Source organism: Gordonia sp. KTR9 (assembly GCF_000143885.2).
Classification (GTDB): domain Bacteria; phylum Actinomycetota; class Actinomycetes; order Mycobacteriales; family Mycobacteriaceae; genus Gordonia.
In genome coordinates, this window is the sequence record NC_018580.1 from 42,470 (window position 1) to 61,252 (window position 18,783).

Genomic DNA, 18,783 nt, shown 5'->3' on the forward strand with positions numbered 1-18,783 from the left:
TCAGTGGGGGTGATGATGACAGCGCAGTTCGTGGGCCGCAGGTCGTTGGCCGCAGTAGTGGCGGGATTGCTCATTCTGTTGGCGGCCGCCGCGGTGATCGCGGCATCGGCAGGAGCAGCCGGAGCGATCCCTGCCGATGCCAGCGCGAAGTACGGTCGCGGATACACCGAACTAACCGAGAAGAACATCGACAAGCTGTGTCCGGACGCAACGACCGACAGCGAAACGGAAGACCCGGAGTCAACCGACACCGCCGATCCCGGACTCGATGAACCGATCGTCGGTAGCGACTGCTCGATTGACGACGAGAAGCTGTGGGAAGCGGTTGAAACCTGCATGGACTCAGACAAGAAATCTGAGCCAGACCCCGCGAAACTCGACGAGGCCGACTTCCTGGACTGCATGGCCGGCAAGGGATTCGGTGAGGAAGATCCCGCATCGGAGGACGACGAGGAAGCTCCCAGCGACGAGGAGGCGGTTGCAAACCTGTCCTTGGCTCGGCTCAGCTCGTCACTGACCAGTTTCTACGTCAATGCGCTGTCACCGTTGGGCTCCAACGAGTCCGAAGAGAACACGCCCGAGGCTGAGGCTGAAGGAGCAGACGCCACTGAGACGAAAGCCGGCCTGGAAGCGTGGGGACCGATTCTGGGGAAACCAGGTAGCGCAGGATCGTTCGTCGGCAGCCCGGACCGGAGCAAGCAGGAAAGTACCGACTGGCTCTTCAGTGCAGCCGACGCGGCGAACGTGTCGAGCGTGAACTACTCCGCATTCAACCGCGACACCAGGAACTCCGGCGAGAACCTGACAGCAGTACCCCAGGCAGAATCCGCCGGGTCCGTGGATACCGGCGTCGAAGGGTATCTGCTCTACGGCGCCATGCTCTCCGGGATGGGTTTCGATACGGTCATGGCCGCCGACGGTGGTGCCGCAGCGGGACGAGGCCTCTCAGGCCTGCTGATGATGGGCGGATACGCGGGCGCAGGATTCGTCGACGTCGCATTCGACTCGGTTCTCTCGGTACTGCAGTGGACTAACCCCTTCCGCTTCATGGTCGACGCGGTCAGCGACAACACCAACGAAACCTTCACCGCGGGAATGGAAGGCAACGCCGAGGAGCCACCGGGAGCGTTCGACGGGCTGCGTGAGTTCTTCGGGACTGTCTACGACGCCATGGTCAAGCTCGGGTGGATGGTGACCATCCCGATGTTCCTCGCGATGACCGTCGCCGGCATGCTGCTGCTGCGAAAGTTCGACACGGGCAACAAGATGAAAGCCCTGATCATTCGCATCGCGTTCCTCGTTGTGGGACTACCGCTGCTCGGCACCAGCTACACCGCAGGCCTGGAAGCCATGCACGGCGCCTCCGGAGACACGGCGAATGCCCAAGCCACCAAGGTTGTGCTCAGCACGTACGTCGATTTCGAAGCCTGGGTCAACGGCCCGCGCCTCCAACCACCGACGGGGGAGAAGAGCAACGGCGAGTTCTGGTGGAACGAGGATGACGATGCGCCCAACGGCGCTACCGCGGCGGTAGCGCGAAAACTGGCGCTCAACATCAACTCCGGCAACCGACCCGTGTGGTCCAGCTTCAGCGACACCACCATCAGCAAGGGCACAGCAGACGGTAACGACACCACCTGGGCTTCATCGGTGAGCGGCGAGAATGCCTCGGGCCAGCAGACAGGCAATTCGGCGGCGGAGGAGAACAGCGACAGCAAGATCTTCACCTCCACGATGGAGCTGCTCAACAAGTACCGCAACGGTGACACAGTCAGTGCCGGCGGTTTCGAGTCGAGCGTCAAGGCCGGGCTGATCAAGGAGATGGAGAAGTACAAGGGTTCTCCGATGGAACAGGAGACCCGCGAAACGATCGCCTCGTGGTTCCAGGATCTGGCCTCGCCGGAGAGTCTGTCGGCAATGACCGGCGCGGAAGTCAAGGAGCTGAAGAACCCCCTGATCGACGTGGCCGATGGGGCCAGCTTCACAGCGACGCGGGACCCGAGCACCGAGTACTCGATCATGACCTTCGGCATGGGACAAAGCAGCGAGTCGTGCCTGAACTCCACGGTGGTCAATCACCGGTGGGATGGCAAGGCGGACACCGACGCCCGTACGGCGTGCAACATGTCCCCGCTGGCCATGTACAACTACCTGAACACCTCGTTCGGACCGACCAGCATGAACGTCTACACCCCTGGCCAGACGACGAGCTCGTGGGCCAGGGAGGCCCACGCGAGCGTCACTGCGATCGGCACCGGTCCCGCTCAGTTCATGTACTGGTTCTCGGCGATGACCATGCTGTTCTCATTCGTGATCATCGGTCTGGCCTACGCCATGATGATGATGATCTCTTCGTTCAAGCGGGGCATCCAGCTGATCGGAGCGGTCCCGTTCGCCACCCTCGGCTTCGTTGCCGGTATCGCCAAGTGCGTGATCTACACCGCGGCAATGTTTCTCGAGATTCTGGGCACGATCTTCATCTACAAGGTAGTCCAGGAGCTAATCGTGGTCGTCCCAACGATCCTTGAGCGCCCACTGGCCGATCGGTTGGCAGACGGGGTATCGGAAGGAACCCGAGTCGCGGCAGCAACAGGAACCGCCGGCGTCCTGAGCTTGGCGGGTGAGAACAACCTGCACACAGTGGTGCTGATCATCACGGCGATCAGCTCCGCGGGTCTGATCATGTTCACGATGATGGCCCTGAAGATCCGCAGGTCCTTGCTCGATGGTGTCGATCAGGCGGTGACGCGTCTGGTCAACAAGTTCATGGATACACAGGCATCTGGCGGTATGGATCCGGGTCAACCCGGGGCGTTGCGACAGGGCATTTCTCGCGGCGTGGGTATGGCCGGAACCTCGATGCTCGTCGGCGGCGGCCTCGGTGGCGACGGCGGAGATATAGGCGGCGATTCTGACGGAACCGGCCGCGACGGTGGTGGCGCAGGCAACCCCGGAGTACCCGGCGCCGGTGACGGGTCGATGAGCGTGAGCAAAGACGGAACGCTTCTCGATAACGGAGGCAATCCCGTCACCGCAGACGGGTCCGCGGGAGGACAGCCGCTCACAGCCGCCGACATGATGCCGGTCGACGCCGCCACCGGCAACGTCCACGACGGGACGGGAGCGCCCATCCTGGGCGAGGACGGATCCCCGCTGGCGTCGGAGGATGTGGCCGGATTCGACGGTCAGGGGCGAATGCTCGGAGACAACGGCGAGGTTCTCATAGACGCCAACGGTAACGAGCTGACGAGCCAGCCAGCTGCAGCAGCAGCCTCCCGGCTCGCGGGGGATCGTCAGGTGGCCGCCGGTGTTCTCAGTCGCGGACTCAGCGACTTCTCCAGTGGCGCGCCGGCAGGGACGCCCAGCCCATCGGCGACACCAATGGGGCCTCAGCCCGCAGCGCCAGTCGAGCACGCCGGGCCGAACCGCCAAGTGGGAGGTCCGCTGCGCTCCGATGTCATCGCGAACGGAGGAGGCAGCGACGACAGTTCGGTCCTGGGGCACACCGCAGCGCTGACTGCCTCATCGATGATCTCCCAGCGGCTCGCAGGCCCACAGCGCCGGCGCCCGCCCGAGGCGATGGGCCCTTCCGGGAGAGGCGCTGGATCGGCAGGCGGTAACCAGGGTGGCGGCGGCGCCAGCGGTTCGATGGGCGGACAGGCTCCCCAGCGCCGCAGCGGCGGTGCCGGGACGGCGGCGATGTCGACCGCGGCTCTTTCGGCGGCCGCGGTGAATCAGCGGTCGGACGGCCAAGGCTCGCGGGTGCAGAATCCGAGCACCGGAGAGCGTGGAGATGGTGCGCCGATACCACGGCCACCTCGAGACAACTGACGTCCCGGGCCGGGGCACACCTCGCCGCCTGCGTCACGACGCGAGCGCGAAGTGGACGCGAGAAACATATTCTTGGCAAGTTATTGCGAAGGGCTCGTATGTTGCCCCTACCTCGGCATGAAGCGTGATGTATATTCTTGGTGAGTTACTATCGGGGCGGTTTAAGTCTTCCGCGCGCACCCGACCGGGACGTCACGAAGTGCCCACACACGAAGCTATCGGCGGAGCCGATGGATCAAGGAGAAAAGGCTGATGAGCTGGAATCAGATTGCGGCCTCGGCCGACACTGCGGGATCGATCGTTGCCGCCGAAGAGGACGGCAGCGGCGGCGGTTGGGACCTCGTCGAGTTCTTCACGAACGGCCAGGATTACGCAGAGAAGGCCGGCGGGGCGTTCCTCGGGGTGGTCGGCGTGGTCTGCCTGCTGTTCGCAGCATGGAAGATCTTCCAGAAGCTGACCAACGAGCAGTCGCGCGAAAGCTGGGGCAAGGTCGCCGGTCTGGTCCTCCTGGGGGGAGTTCTGCTGTTCGGTGGGTACTCGATGATCAGCGATCTGGCCGAAGGCGGCAAGGACACCGTCGACAACTTCGGTGACACCGGCGGCAGCAACGCCATGCCGGCATCCACCGGCGCCAGCGACCCCCTGGTCATCGAAATCGGGGACGGAGCCATCGCCCGGCTGTAGTTCGGCGACCACAGAAGGCAACCCCGCACTTGCCCATATTGGGTTCAGGGCGGGGTTTTTCTTCTCTCGCAGCACAGAGATGGGCCTGTCAAGACATCGAAGAGGTGAGTAATGGTCACAGCGACAGAGCGATCGTCGTCGCAGGAGGACCTGTCCTGGCTTGAGCGCGTTCGAGTGTGGCGCAAGCGCGTCTCGGACCGATTCAAGCTAGGTCCGCACTACACCATCGAACGGTTCGGGGTGGTGATGGCCGCACTGTCGTTGTCAGGGCTGTTGGTGGTGGGCATGACAGTGTGGGGAGCCTTGAGCGCAGGGAACACTGTGCTGAGCGAAACCGCTTTGTACAACAGCACATTCGTCACATCGAGGACCGGTGTCGAGGGGACGGTGAACCCCGTTTACGTCAACCGGGACCGTGATCGCGCCCTGGTTCTGATGAAGTTTGAGATCCCTTCGCAGATGAGTTCTGACGCCGCGGACTATTACGTGTACGGCACCGGGATTGACGGCGGCCCCGGGGGCGGTCCGACCACGCTCGACACGCCGCTGGCCGGGGCGGTGTATTCGTTTGGCAACACCGGATACCTGGGGATCATCCTGGAAGCGCCCGACGGTTTCGCACCCCAGCTGATCAATCTGACTGTGCGGGCGCGCAAGGAACTCATGACACCGCGCAACCGACCTGTCGCGACAGGCATGGATCGCAGTTTCATCGAGAACGATCAGTGGAGGGTGGTTGTGAATCCCGCTGCCCGCGGTGCAGAGCACCTGCCCGCGCTGGATTCCGACCGCCTTCCCGAGCCTGAAGACATCTTCGCCGGCACCGTGACCTGGCGAACCGAGCAGGCGAAACGCAAGGTGCTCGACAGTCGGTTGGCTGACATGAAGACCCAGCTGACGAGGATCTCGAACTACACCTCGCAGATGGCGCAGACCAGTGTCCGAGTCGGGAACGATCCCAGTGTTCGGCTGCTGCCGCCAGCGCTTCCGTCGGCAATCGATGGCGACTCGATCACCGGCATGGACTCCGTCGAGCTGCGCACAGAACTGATGGAGAAGCCCTCCAGTGCGATCGAGGGTGTCGCCAACAAGACCGAGCGAGCCGCACTGCTTGACACCACGTTCCCCGACGGATACCTGGTGAACACCTACACCCTTCACTCATCCGGCCCGATGTCCGGAGGTACCGACTTCGACTGGCGGCAACGATCGGTTGCCGACGGATACTTCGAGACGCTGGGTACGGGAGAGCCGTCAATCGGGGACTACTTGGCGCATCTGTCTGAGCAGCCGATTCCGTCGATGAGTTCGCGCGACCTCCGATGGCCGTTGAGCAATGGCGACACGATCAACGATGTGCGCCCCGGAGACACCCGGGCCAAGCCACTTATCGAACTTCGCAACAATGCGATGACCGCATACGACGAGTACTTCGCCCTCAAGAGGGCGTACCAGACTGTCGACCTCCTCGAACTGTTGGTCATGGAACAAACTCTGGATCAGGTGGTCTCGGAGTCGACGAAAGCCTCAGGACCGACAGCGGCGAGCTTCCGATCATGACTGACACGCGGATGCGGGTCGGCCGATGAGTGACAGTGGAATGGGACCGGTTCGGCCCCAACGGAATGAGTCGCCGCCCCCGGACGGAGATAACGGCTCGAAAGTCGCCGAGAGCGCGCTGAGCAAAGCCAGCGTGCTGACAGGGAACGCCGGATTCATGGCCGCGGGGTTGGCCATGAATGCCGCGCGCGGCGGCTCCAGGTGGGTGGGCGCGGGATTCCGCAAGCTCGTTGTTCTCGGAGTCCAAGCCGGAGCGAAGGTCTCGGGACTCACCGGCGGCGCACTGTCGGTGGGAGCGGGTACGGGTCTCGCCTTGGGTGGCAGTGGATTGATCCTGACGTTGTTGCTGTCACTTGGCGGACAAGTCATCGACCAGAAGACTCAACGTCGCGAAGCGATGACCGAGATCTGTCAGGAACTCACCGAAGAACCGCAGACTCGCGCCGGGAGCGGCGATGCAAGCACCGTGGACGCCAGCATGGAAGAGCAGGCCAAGAAGGTGTATTCGGTGCTGAGCTATGCCGGAATGAACGACCAGAACATCGCGGGCGTCCTCGGCAATTTCCAGACGGAGTCCGGCATCGACCCGACTTCGATCCAGAACATCTTCGACGAGCCGTACAAGGTCGGCCCGAAGAAGCAGAGCAAGATCGAGGCTGGCGGTTTCGGTCACAACTCGACCGGCCTGGGTCTGGGGCAGTGGACCGGCTCCAGGGCTCAGCAGTTGCTCGACTACGCCAAGGACAAGGACCGCGACTGGTACGACATCGAAATTCAGCTGGCCTTCGCGATGAGCGACGACTCTGGCGCTCCGATCTTCCAGGACATGATCGCCGGCAAGAATCCGGGGGCTGACGACCCCGGGGACGCCGCTTTCTACTACCTCGACGAGTGGGAGAACCCTGCAGAACAAGCGCCCGGTGGACCCAACGACGTCACCCGACGCAAGCAAGCAGAACTCTGGTACGTGAAGATGGCGAGCTGGTCGGTCGAGAGCTCCCTTGGTTCATCGGTACTCGCACTCGCCGGCGAGACAAAGCGCACTGCAAGCAACAAGGCGCTGGTCGCAGAATTGCTGAAGTGCCCGGGGTTGGGCACCGGCGGGAGTCTCGGCGGGGGCAACAGTTCAGCCGCGGAAGCGATGGTCTCTTTCGCCTGGCCATTCCTCGACCAGAGTCGCGGCAATGACGGAACCGACCTGTACATGTATGTCCACGACCAGGTGTACCCAGGCGACCCCTACTACGCGAGCTGTGACCGCGGCGTAGGGTCCGCGGTTCGGTGGAGTGGAACAGACGATTCGTTCCCGGCTGGACCGGTCAGCGCCCAGGAGCAGTACGTCAACGGAGAAGGCCGGGACAAGTGGGAGAAGGTCGGATCGGCAATGAACGAGGCCAACCTCAAACCCGGTGATGTCCTGATCGCACCGAACCACATCGAGATGTATGTCGGAGAAGAGGCAGTGAAGAAGGTCTGGCCGAATGAGTCCGACCATGAACCCAACGCCGTCATCGGCCACGCCTCGCTCAACGACAGATCGCCTGCCCTCGATAGTTTCGGCGCGATTAGCGATGACGGTAGAAGCTTTGTGGCGTACCGAATCAAGAACAAGGAGAAGGACTCCGAGTTCACCTCGGTCAAGGCGCCAGCAGCAATGAAGCCCGGCAAAGGTGACGAGGACGCGGGGACAACAACACCCGGCCCGTAGCAGCCCGGAGGGTCGAAATAGTATTCCGTGATACTATTTTGTAGTCCCCGATTATGTGCTCTTACCAGCGCAAACAATAGCACTGAAAATCTGATCGAATAACTCTCAGACACGTTTCGACGAAGGGATGTTCTTCATGGGCGAGGATTCACCGCCCCAGACTCCGGGACCCGAGCCGGAAGAAACTGCACCAGTGCGTCACGAGGCCGGCATGGCCGAGAGGATGCGCAAGGCCAAAGAGGCGTCGCAGCGTAGTCGCGTAGACAACGCGCGACGTCGAGCGCCCGCGGCCTCGTTGATCCGCTATGCCGTCGTGGTCATCTTCGCGGTCGCCACACTGGGCATGATCGTCTACTTCACTGGGACGAGCTCGGGCCACGAGAACACTGTCCGGTCCAACCTCTCGGAGATCAAAGAACTCGAGAAGGCATTGGCCGAGGCCGCGGTCGGCGCGAAGAACATCCCTGACGCAGAAGACCTGCGCCCGGCGTTCAGTTCGGCGGCAACCAAGGCTGATGACCTTGTGTCGATCCAGAACGAGATGGCCCAACTCGATTTCGAGGTCAAAGATCGCAGTACGGTCTTCGAGAAGTACGGGAGTCTGGTCGACGAGGCGAAGAAGTACTTCACGACGGGTTCGTTGAACGGAGGGGCCTTCCTGCCACACGGGCAGTGGTATCAACCGTACGAGCCCGGGAAGAACGAGCGCGGGCAGGCAGCATGGATCCGCATGCAGGCCGATACGTGGGAATGGCAGGCAATCCCGACCAAATCCGTTGACAGCGCAGGGAATATCACGACCTTGTGGGAGGCCCGGTTCGTCGGCGGAGCTGACGACGGGATGCTACTGGCGTGGGTGCTCGGCAAGTACGACCCGCAGCGGGGGGAGTTCTTCGATCTGAAGCGAGGCCTCACGACCGAGGGACACAAGCGGGTGGGTGCAACGACCAGCCCGCCGGAGGGCAGCACGGAGGAATCTCTGATTGTCGCGCCCGACGAGAAGGAACTGATCGACGGTGCACTGCGTCGGTCGCCGACGACGACTCCGAGCGAAACGACCCCTCCGGCGACACCGCGGCGTGACACCGAGCGAACCGAGGAGACCCCCACCGGCACAGGGGAGCCGACGGCCCCTACGACCACCGGTGAGCAGGATCCCGACATGGCCGATCCGGGTTTGGATGGAGCGAACTGAGCGATGAGTACACCGAAAGGCGCCGGCACCGGCAGCTTCCACGCCGATACCTCGGATTCGCGGCAAGAACGTCTGCGCAAGTTCTTGATGCGGAACCTGCTGGTCATCGTGACGGCCGTGGTGTTCGTGATGACGTACCTGGTCCTGGGTGGAATTTCATCAGATCGAGACGCCGACTTGGCGAGCCAGAGATCTGAGATCCTGTCCCTCAAGGGCGAACTGACGATGAACGAGGACCAGGTCCATAGCGCGCGCGGTGAGGCCGTCGAAGAGGCCACCGGCGGCATGGACCTCGACCACAAAGAAAGTGACGACAAGGCCATCACTGCCTTGATGAGAACAGCGCTGACTTGGAATGGGCTCAGCGAGTATCTCGATCATCGCGACGAGATCATGAAGACCTACGGTTTCGCAGAGGACAGCCAATTTATGCGCGTGTTCATGCCCGGCGAGAAGGAGGGCATGCAGCGAACTGCTCCCTCGGGGAAGACCTACACCGCCTTCGACAAGGACATGACAAGTGAGTTCGTCTCGCTGAACAGCTCAGTGACGGGCGTTGCCGGAGACGTGTACAGCTACTTCTCCGTCGTCGAGATGCGTGTCGCCTCCGGCTCCGGCGCTGCGAGCTCGACCGCGTACGTCTCACTGAGCTACGACATGATCGATGAGAAACCGGGGAATTTGGACGCGTACACGATCCCAGGTGGGGTAGAGCGTTCGGGGTAGAAGATAGTGTCCCCGGATATTCGTAAATAGGCCCGGAGAGACGAACGCCGCAGGTGACGAGCATGTTCACCTGCGGCGTTCACGATGGTAGGATTTATTCAGAAAATAATCGGCAGTGTCTATTGGCGCGATTGAATAGCCATCGCAGCGCGATTGTCGATGCATACGGACGAGCAGACGGGGTGGACGATGGTCGCGAAAGACAAGCTGCAGCACAGCGGGAGCGAAGCGAGAATTGCATTGCGCGAGATCCGCGAGAGTATGGCGACGAACTCCGCTGCGCGAACCGAGCAGTTGGGCGACACCGGCCGCGAGCTCGTGAAGATCGGCGTCCCCGCGTGGACAGTACGAGCCCACAACCGGCTCGGCCACGTCGGCGGATTCATTCTGTTCGCGTGCCTGATGGTCGTTGCGTGGCCGGTAGCGGTCGTTCTGGTGACGACACTGCTGCGCACACTCGGAGTCAACATGATCACCAGGCTCCCGGCATCAGTGCTCGACGAGCTGGGAGTCCCGGTCGAACTGGCCGCGAGCACCACCGATCGCTTCCTGTTCACCTGGGTCATCCCCGTGGTGTTCTTCGTGCTGGTGCTCGCCGGCCTGACCTGTATGGCGCTTCGGCGGCTCGCGCTGTGGGGATGGGACTGGACCCGCCGGTTGGCCCTGGGCCTGTTCGCCGGATATGGCACCAGCATCCTGGCTGATCGACGCGAACGGAGGGCGCAAGCGATCAGCACGCAGAGTCACAAAGCCGCGGCCGAACGCAGGGAACCCGGCGCGAAGAAGGCGCAGAGCAAAGGGGCACGCCGTACCCCGGCCGCAGCAAAGTAGTAGTGCCGGCCACTCCACCGCGCCATCGCGGTAGAGACCATGAGCCCATTCCTGACACTGCCGACCACAGTCGCGACAAGGAGCACCCCGTATGGACAAGCCCATCAAACTCGCAGGGTTCTCGGCCGCAACGCCGCTGGCGCGGCAGCTGATCTCGTCCCGCCCGGTCGGGATGATCAGCATGGATCAGGTGCCCATGCTCGCAGTGTTCACCTTGGAATCGACCACATTCGATTTCGTTGGTCCTCAGCACATTCCGCAGTTCCGCCTGATGGGCCAGCTGGAGCGACTGATTCCGGAACGCCCGCAGGAGATGCCGTACGGGATCGGTCAGATCACCCTCCCCGCTGAAGAGTCGATTCGAGTCGTCGGGGACTACCCGTTCAATGTCGAACAACTCGGCACGCTGCTGCAGAAAGGGTTGTACCTGGAGGGCTTCGGACCGTCCGAGGATCTGATCGGCCGACCGTTTGAGGTCGACACTCAGATAGACCTGCGCATCCTTCCGCCGAACCAAGAGGGCGCACCGCCTCTGGTGATCGCGGATCTCTCGCCGATGCACTTCTTCGACATGCGACTGGACACCTCGCGTTACGAACTGGCCGCACACTTTCCCGACTACCGTGCGGCGCTGATCGAGGCAGGCAAAATCACCGGGTACGAGGCGCTGAGCGCTGAACCCGCCGACCCGGCGAACCACACAGAGCTGTCAGACTTCTCGTTCGGTAATCGGGGCGAGGAGATCGATCTAGCGTCCATCACCGGCAGAGGTGGGAAGAATCTGGTCGAGCGGCTTTCGACGCTGTTAGACGTGGAACTGAGTGCTCCCACGGAACTGCGCGGACTGCGCGAGGATATGCGCGGAGCGCAGACGCGCGCGGACCGGGCGCGAGCCAATCTGATGTCGCCGGGACTCGGTGAACTCCACATCGAAACCGGGCGTACGCAAGCGTCGACGTCGGCGAGCCTACCTCCCACAACCGACGCACTCAGCAAGGCCGCAGCACAACTCGACAACATGGACCTCGACGACCTCGATCTGAGCGGGTTCTCTCTCGGTGACAACGAGGCGGCCGCCGTTGACATCGAGGACGATGACACATCGCTGCCGACCCTGACGCTCTCCGATTCGGATCCCATCGTCGCCTCCCTGATCGCCGAGCACGAGGAGGAAGGGTTCTCCTTCGGCAAACAGGTCGATGAGGACCCAGCTGTCAGAGCACGCAAGGCCCGGCAGGCCCGAGAGGCGTCGGCGCGGCGAGCTCGACAGAACCAGCAGCTCAACACCGCGCGCGACCTACCAGAAGGCAACGCGGCGCCCACCAACGACAACGGCCCCCAGCTGGGTGGCTGAATGCGTTGGCGAGGATGCGGGCGACATGAGTGCGACCGCGTCGTGCATCTCAGCAGCAAAGGACAGGGGCGGTGACACTCAAGCAGTCGATCGTCGTGGTCAACGAGTACACGGTCAAGACCGACGCTCAGAAGACCGGTGGGACCCGTGGAGGTAGTCCGGGCGCGTACGTGACGCGATACATGGCTCGGGAACTCGCGACGGAGCCAATCGCGCCAGTGCAGCGAACTGATCTCGACAGCTTCGTCACGAAGTACATGGCCCGGGCCGATGCCGTCGAATCCATGCTCGCCGATCACCGCACCGGTGAAGCCAGTATCGCAGGCGCAGAACGTTCGTCGGGATATGACGCACCCACTCTCGCCGGCCGGCGCATTCAGCGCACCGCGCGCCGCGCGATAGAGAAGATGCGCGCGGCCGTGGGTGGGACTGGACGTGATCAGGTCGGCCCGGCGGAGCTGAAATCAGAGTTCGCTGCGGCCCAAGGTGACAGCGGCGTCGCTTTCGGTCACAGCGGAGTGTCGCTGAGCCATGAACGACTGCACAGCGATGCCGCGCAGATCCAGGAATTGTTCTCCAACGGCCATACGGTCATGAAGACCGTGCTCAGCTTCGACCACGACTACCTTCGCGAACAGGGCCTGGTTCCGGCGGAGATGGACATCGATCCAAGCACCGGAGCAGCGCGCCGAGGCGCGTACCGAGGGCAACTCGATCAGCTCAAACTGCGGCTCGCCGTCATGGAAGGCCTCAGGCGCATGTGCAGGGTCGGCGATTTCGATGACCTGCGCTATGTCGGGGTAATCCAGGTCGACACCGCACACGTGCACGTGCACCTGGCAATGGTTGACGCCGGCCATGGCCGCCGCGCCGTCGACGGCAGCCAGAAGGGAAAGCTGACGGCGCGGGAGATGGGTTTGCTGCGCAGCGGCCTGCACTCGTCGCTCGACCGACACCGCCAGATCGAACATCTCTCCAGCGCGGTCGGTTACCAACGGCGAAGTGTCAGTGCGTTCGTGCGCCGTTGGGCCTACGAATCCCTCAGCGTCAGTGCCAGAGCGCAATTCATCCTCGCCTGCTTGCCCGAAGATCGTGCCCTGTGGCGTGCCTCGAGCAACAGCAAGGACATGGCAAAGGCCAACCGGCTCGTTCGTGAGCTCGTCGAGGACCACCTCAGCCAGCCGGGTTCACCGATGCCAGATGCCGTAGCCCAAGTGCACGAGTACGCAGCGCATCGACGCGCGAAAGAAGGCCTGAGTCAACAGGAATACAACCGTTTGATCACTGAGGGACGCGAACGTGTCGTCGCTCAAGCAATGAACGGCGTGTACTCCGTGCTCTCTGCAGTCGCCGATGACGAGCTGACGGTACAGACGCCGCTGATGCTGTCGATGAGCGAGGATCTCGGTCAGCTCGTCGAGCAGATCTCGGAAGAACAGCTGCAGGCCACCGCGGCGGGCCGCCGCGTGGAAATGAGCGCAGGGCACTTCGCGCTCCGACTTCGCTCCTACACAGAAAGACTCAACCGCCACCAGACCTTGCGTGAGCAGATGCTACTGAAAGTGCGGTCCTGGGAGGACGCCGCACTGCTCGGACGTACCGCGCCCGGATCAGAGACGATGCGCACGTTCTACCTCACCGAGGCGGACTACCACGGACGTTGCGTGAGTAAGTATCAGCACTATCTCGACCTGGGCGGGGCTCGGCTGTCGGAGTGGTCAGAGCAGTGGCGGTCGGTCGAGGTGTACGGACGCAAACTGACTGGACTCCGGGCGCTGCGCGCCGACAAATCGATTCCGAAGATGAAGGACCCGGATGCTGCCGAACGGCTCGGGCAAGAACTCTATGGCCAGGGCGGCGGAGGACGACTGGCACGGACCGGGTCTGAGGGTAAAGCCGGCCGTGCAGTCATCGACGCCCGATTGGAGATGATGACGCGCAGATATTCGAACATGGTCGACGACCTGGTGGAGTCCTGGCGCAGAAGTGGATCCGCGGTGCGGGTCGACACGGTGGAACCCGGCACACCGACGTCGACGGGACAGAGGCTGCTACCGGGCGGCCTCGAGCACGGACCCGTACTCGACATCCACGAGCCGGGCGCTCAGGTGGTGGTCTCCGCCCAACCAGAACACGCGTTTGAACTGGTCAAAGGTGTCGACATGCACGAGCTCGGCCTCGACTGGAACAGTGACCAGAAGGTGGGTCCTCGCACGGCGGCGCGATTCACAGCGATCGCGCGCTCACGCGCTGAAGCTGTCGAAGCCGCCGAGGAGTGGATGATCGCATCCGGCCAGCACGAAGAGGTCGCATCCGAGCTCGGAATGGCGATCTCCGACATCGCCGCAATGCGTGAACATGCGGCCACAATCCGATCAACCGGCCGATTGCCGTCTCTGCTCGCCGCCGCGGCGGACAAGGCCCGCAAACTGCGAGAACGTATCCGCGCTGAACTCGACGCGGTCACAACGAGTGAGACGCCCCCGGCGGGTCCGGGGACCGACCACGCGTCGCTGCCCATCGCGCCTGCCAGCGACGGTCTGGAGGCGGTGCTGGCGCAACAGGCTCAAGGGCGACGGCCCAAGCGCAAAGGCGCGACGACACGCATCGATACGGGCCTGGGCGGTGCGATCAATGCGTCGATGGAGGTGGCGGTCAGGCAGTACCGAGCCGACACCAGCAAGGACACATCACCGGGCATGTAGCCCGGCGACAGCGGTCAGGTGCCGCGGCCGACCGGTCGCCGGCAGGGTGGGCAATTCGATGACGAGGAGACGGGTATGGCGCGAGTCAAACAGACGGTTGTTGCGGTTGTCCACGGCAGCGATGAAGGTGCCGGTGTCGACGTCGAGGTGTATCCCTACGATCCGGCCATCGCGAACGGATACAAGGCCCAGGAGTTGCTGAGGTCCTGGCGGCCCCAGCCCGGCGAGCTCGACGACAGGGAGAGCGTCAACCGCCGTGTGCGAGCGTTGCAGCGCACACCCGGGCACAGTCTCGTACCTCAGGATCGAGGCGCCAGAGGATTCCTCACAAGAGCGCGAGAGGGCGAGCTTACTTGGGGACGCACGGTGTCCGGAAACTCCGCGAGCCCGATTCACGACGCGAGCTACGAGTACGAACTCGGTGAAGTCCTCCTGTTCGACGCCGAGATCGACACCGACACGCTGCACATCGACTGGAATACTGCGGTGCCACACCCCTCCACCGACCCGCAGACGATCCCACATACCGGTTTGTTGCATCGCTTCGACGGCGTGATGCTCGATCCAGAGGCGTGCCGGCAGAGGATTCACCTGACGAAGGTCACGCCCGATGGGACGATGCACCCGTTCAACGAGGCCGGGCAGCTGGTCACCAGTCTCACGAGCCAGGAACAGGTCGACTACATCAACGCCGACCGGACACAGCTTCCTCATCGAGGGCCGCTGCTGATCACCGTCGACTTCGGCAATGGCGATCCGAACGCCGCCCGGTTGCGCGCGCAACCCGCGGACGTGGCGATGCGTGCAGGCACGATAGAGCCGATCGCACCACACCAAGGAGTCGCGTTTCGACCCGCCGACCTCGAGCTGCTGCGACGTGCGGCCGGCGACCAGCACGCCCGGATCACTGACGCCAACGGGTCAACCGTAGGTGCGGTGTACCTCGTTGAGGCCGACTACGGGATGCCGGGCCTGCCCGGATCGGTGGTGTTCGATGCGCTCGGCGCATCCGATGCGACACACAGCGATCCGAGTATCGGATCACTCTCAGTCACCCAGGTCGGCGGCCAGCTCCAGGTACGCACGAGCGGGACGCGGTTTGCCACCGCAAACCCAGAGCGGTCGCCCGTTGCTAGCTCAGCATTCCTCGGAGGTACGGCGCCGACACGCGGCCAGCGGTGGCCAGCGGACAGCGCTGGATACTCCCATGGGCCGGGCGCCGGAGGCGACAGGCGCTCCACCGCTCAAACTTCGGCCGGCGAATCAGCGCAGGCCGAACGTAAAGCGCTGGCGGCGATTCATTCGCGGACCGCCGCGCTGGTGCGCGAACATGGCCCGACGGTAGTCAATGCGACCAAGAAGAAACTGAAAGACCCTGCGGTGCAGGCAATGTTGAAGAAGTCGATGTTGACCGCGGTCGAAGTCGGATTGGCGGGCAAAGGGGGCAGTTCGCTGAAGTTCGCCAAAGCAGCAAGCACCGCGATCCGCGTGAGCGACATCGTGGCCACTGCGCAGTCCCAGCAGCTCCGCACCGACGGGAAGTCGCCAGGACCATCTCTGTGATCAGTAAGTCTCTGAGTTTCCTCAGAAGTTTAGTTCTCGCAGCTCAGGCACGAAATTTATATTTCTATGCTATTAATGTAGAGCAGTCTAAACCGAGAGGACTTGCCCCGGCACCCCTGCCCGGGTGGAGAGTCTCCAGATTGAGGGATGTGAAGGATGGCATATCTACGCGGCGGATCGACCAAGAACGTGGTCTTGGTCGGCAAGCTCTACGACAACGCCACGTTCGAGGGCAAGGAGAAGGACGACGGCACGCGCACGAAGGGTGGCCAGTTCGTCGACTTCGAGATCGCACGTTTCGTCGATGCGAACGGCAAGAAGGTCAACGAGAACCAGCCGCCGCAGTTCAACCCGAGCCTGCGCAACACCAAATCGATCACCCGGGAGAACACATTCGATCGAGGAGTGGCCTACAACGAGGACGAGCTCGCAAGCTTCCTCGCTGCAGCAGGACCCAACATCGAGACCATCTCGAACCACAAGACCGGCCAGCAGGTGGGCAAGCTCATCGTTCTGCAGGCTGACGTGCTACCGAGCAAGACAGGTGAGGGTCAGTCCTATCTTCGGGTGAATCACAAGAGTGCGGTATCGATCTCCGACATCGCGCTACCGGAGAACATCCGCGAGGCTCAGTACACCGGGGTCCAGAACGACATCGCGAGCCTCCAGGCCGAGAAGAAGGCCAAGGACGATGCGAGCAAGGCGCCCGAGGCCGAGGCCGTCGCCGAGGTCGAGAAGGACGCGGTCCCGAATTTCTGATCGATGGCCACTTGCCACCGAGAACCGGTTCGGCACAGGCGCGGTGAGGGCGAGGGGTACCCACCGCGCCTGTGCTGATTCGGGACAGGTGGGGCGACCATGACATCTCTTGAGCAGAAGGAAAGTGAGGTATGACGATATGGGACCAGCAGCTGCAGCGGCACTTCCGCTGATCGGCAAAGGGTTGGCCGCCGGCGCGGCCAGTTTCGGGGCGAGCAAGGTACTGGGCAAGTTCTTCGGCGGCGGTGACGACGACAAAGACCAGCAGAACGTCGCACCAACCCAGGTACCGCAAGGGTTTCCGCCGATGCCTCCGATGGGGCAACAGAACCCGTATCAACAGGTTGCGCCGGGAGGACAGATGATGTCGCCCGTCGGGATGCAGCCCCAACCCGGGAATATACCGGGGGCGGACGGGGGTCCGATCGTGACCGCTGCTCCGCCGGGTACGAATCAGCTCGCGCCGGCAACGTCGACGCCTGAAGGCGCAGCCACCGAGGACAGAGGCGGGTTTCTCGGGTCGGCGGGCCAGGTGTTGTTGGCCGCGGGCGCCGGCGGGTTGGCCGGTTTCGCGCTCAAGAACAAGGAGGCCCAGGAGCAGGGCGAAGATGGAGCCAGTTTCGGCGATCTCGCCAAAGGCGTACTCGCAGGGGCTGGTTCAGGAGCGTTCACCAAAATGGGGTACGACGCTATCCAAGAAGAGGGTGGTGGCCTGAAGGCGGGGCTCAACGGCGGCATCGCCGGCATGCTGGCATCAACGCTCAAGGAAGGCGGTCCCGGGCTGGGTGCGAGTTTCACCACCGCATTCGGCGCGGGTGCGGTGAGCAACCTCGCCCACGACAAGCTTGAGGAGCGGGGTAGCAGCAAACTGGCTGACGCCCTGGCTGGCGGTGGTGTGGTCAGCAGCCTGGGCTACATCGGTCTGGGTGACGGCAAAGCCGCCGGGTTGCTCGGCCTGGGTGGGGCAGGAGCCGGAACCGCGCTCGGCGCTCTCGACGAAGCCGGAGGCCTGTCCGGAATGCTGAAAGAAGGCAACCCGATCGAGAAGCTGAGCGGCATGATCGGCAACGACAGGTCACCGGAGAAGGATTCGGGCCCGCAACTGGGCTGATGCAGAGCCGCATAGCGCCGCGGTGGCGCACAACAGAAAGCTATGACCGTACAGGTCACCTCAGACAGGGAGAATGACATGGGACTACCCAATCCGATCAGCACAATCGGCGGTGGGATCGAGACCTTCGGCCGAGGAGTCGGCAAGATCGCCACTGAAGGCAATGAGTGGATCGGCGATCGAACCAAGGATGTCGTCCGCGGCGACGTGTTCGGCATCAACCGCCGCGAAACCGAAGATCTTCGCAGGACTTTCGACGAAAAGCTCGGTGACAATCGAGAGACGATCGCGGAACTGCGCGAGAAGCTCGACCGGGGCGGTCTGGGTAACGCCGACGGCGACGAGATGACAGAGGTCGCGAGCGCATCGGTGCATGGGGGCAACGCACGTACAGGTGCACTGTCGAAGGACCTCGGCGAGATCCACACAGTCGCCGAGGGCGACACGCTCTCGGGGATCGCGGCCGATACGGGCAAGAGCGTCGAAGATCTGCTCGGGCTCAACCCCGAACTGGGGGATGGAAATCTCATCCGACCGGGCCAGGAGATCAAGCTCGACGATTTCGTCGCCACCACCGATCCGGTCGGCGCGATCAAGACACTCGCGACGCCGGCCGAGTCGTCGCCGGAGGCAGGTCCTGAGATGAGCGCCTGACCCGCCCGACGGCCATGTCAGACGGCTGGAACACCCCGACGGAACCGACCGTCGGGGTGTTTCTTGTCTGTGATCATCGACGGCGGCGAGAGCGGAATCTGA

At 63.1% G+C, this 18,783-nt stretch carries 13 protein-coding genes; all 13 read left to right on the forward strand.

The genetic code is table 11. The features are described from left to right. Positions 1–12: 12 nt before the first annotated feature. The 13 genes from KTR9_RS00265 (at position 13) to KTR9_RS00325 (ending at position 18,681) form a co-directional block, all read left to right on the forward strand. Positions 13–3,831: a hypothetical protein gene (locus KTR9_RS00265; protein ID WP_148281114.1), complete on the forward strand. Its 3,819-nt coding sequence runs from the start codon at positions 13–15 to the stop codon at positions 3,829–3,831. A 252-nt stretch (positions 3,832–4,083) separates the two neighbouring features. Further along, positions 4,084–4,515 (forward strand): hypothetical protein, encoded by a 432-nt coding sequence (locus KTR9_RS00270; protein WP_049942545.1) that lies wholly within the window; start codon positions 4,084–4,086, stop codon positions 4,513–4,515. A 174-nt stretch (positions 4,516–4,689) separates the two neighbouring features. Further along, the gene (locus KTR9_RS00275; protein WP_148281115.1) at positions 4,690–6,075 is read left to right on the forward strand and encodes a hypothetical protein; all 1,386 of its coding nucleotides are present in this window, start codon (positions 4,690–4,692) and stop codon (positions 6,073–6,075) included. Positions 6,076–6,403: 328 nt separating this feature from the next. Continuing rightward, positions 6,404–7,783 carry a phage tail tip lysozyme gene (locus tag KTR9_RS00280; protein ID WP_148281116.1) on the forward strand — a complete coding sequence of 460 codons (1,380 nt, stop codon included), beginning with the start codon at positions 6,404–6,406 and terminating at the stop codon, positions 7,781–7,783. A gap of 211 nt (positions 7,784–7,994) precedes the next feature. Then, a complete protein-coding gene (locus tag KTR9_RS00285; RefSeq protein WP_148281117.1) occupies positions 7,995–8,978 on the forward strand; it encodes a hypothetical protein in 984 nt (327 codons plus the stop codon). A 3-nt stretch (positions 8,979–8,981) separates the two neighbouring features. Continuing rightward, entirely contained in the window at positions 8,982–9,704 is a 723-nt protein-coding gene (locus KTR9_RS00290; protein WP_014924690.1) for a hypothetical protein, read from the forward strand. Between the two features lie 189 nt (positions 9,705–9,893). Beyond that, positions 9,894–10,535: a hypothetical protein gene (locus KTR9_RS00295; RefSeq protein ID WP_044505512.1), complete on the forward strand. Its 642-nt coding sequence runs from the start codon at positions 9,894–9,896 to the stop codon at positions 10,533–10,535. Between the two features lie 91 nt (positions 10,536–10,626). Next, a complete protein-coding gene (locus tag KTR9_RS00300; protein WP_014924692.1) occupies positions 10,627–11,889 on the forward strand; it encodes a hypothetical protein in 1,263 nt (420 codons plus the stop codon). A 71-nt stretch (positions 11,890–11,960) separates the two neighbouring features. Then, positions 11,961–14,594, forward strand: coding sequence for a relaxase MobL (mobL, locus tag KTR9_RS00305; RefSeq protein ID WP_014924693.1), 2,634 nt, complete (start codon positions 11,961–11,963; stop codon positions 14,592–14,594). 366 nt (positions 14,595–14,960) lie between these two features. Next, the gene (locus KTR9_RS00310) at positions 14,961–16,157 is read left to right on the forward strand and encodes a hypothetical protein (RefSeq protein ID WP_148281118.1); all 1,197 of its coding nucleotides are present in this window, start codon (positions 14,961–14,963) and stop codon (positions 16,155–16,157) included. A gap of 156 nt (positions 16,158–16,313) precedes the next feature. Beyond that, the gene (locus KTR9_RS00315) at positions 16,314–16,916 is read left to right on the forward strand and encodes a hypothetical protein (protein WP_014924695.1); all 603 of its coding nucleotides are present in this window, start codon (positions 16,314–16,316) and stop codon (positions 16,914–16,916) included. Positions 16,917–17,055: 139 nt separating this feature from the next. Then, complete coding sequence (locus tag KTR9_RS26420; RefSeq protein WP_014924696.1) at positions 17,056–18,027, forward strand: hypothetical protein; 972 nt, start codon at positions 17,056–17,058, stop codon at positions 18,025–18,027. A 78-nt stretch (positions 18,028–18,105) separates the two neighbouring features. Then, a complete protein-coding gene (locus tag KTR9_RS00325) occupies positions 18,106–18,681 on the forward strand; it encodes a LysM peptidoglycan-binding domain-containing protein (RefSeq protein WP_044505513.1) in 576 nt (191 codons plus the stop codon). Positions 18,682–18,783: the final 102 nt, after the last annotated feature.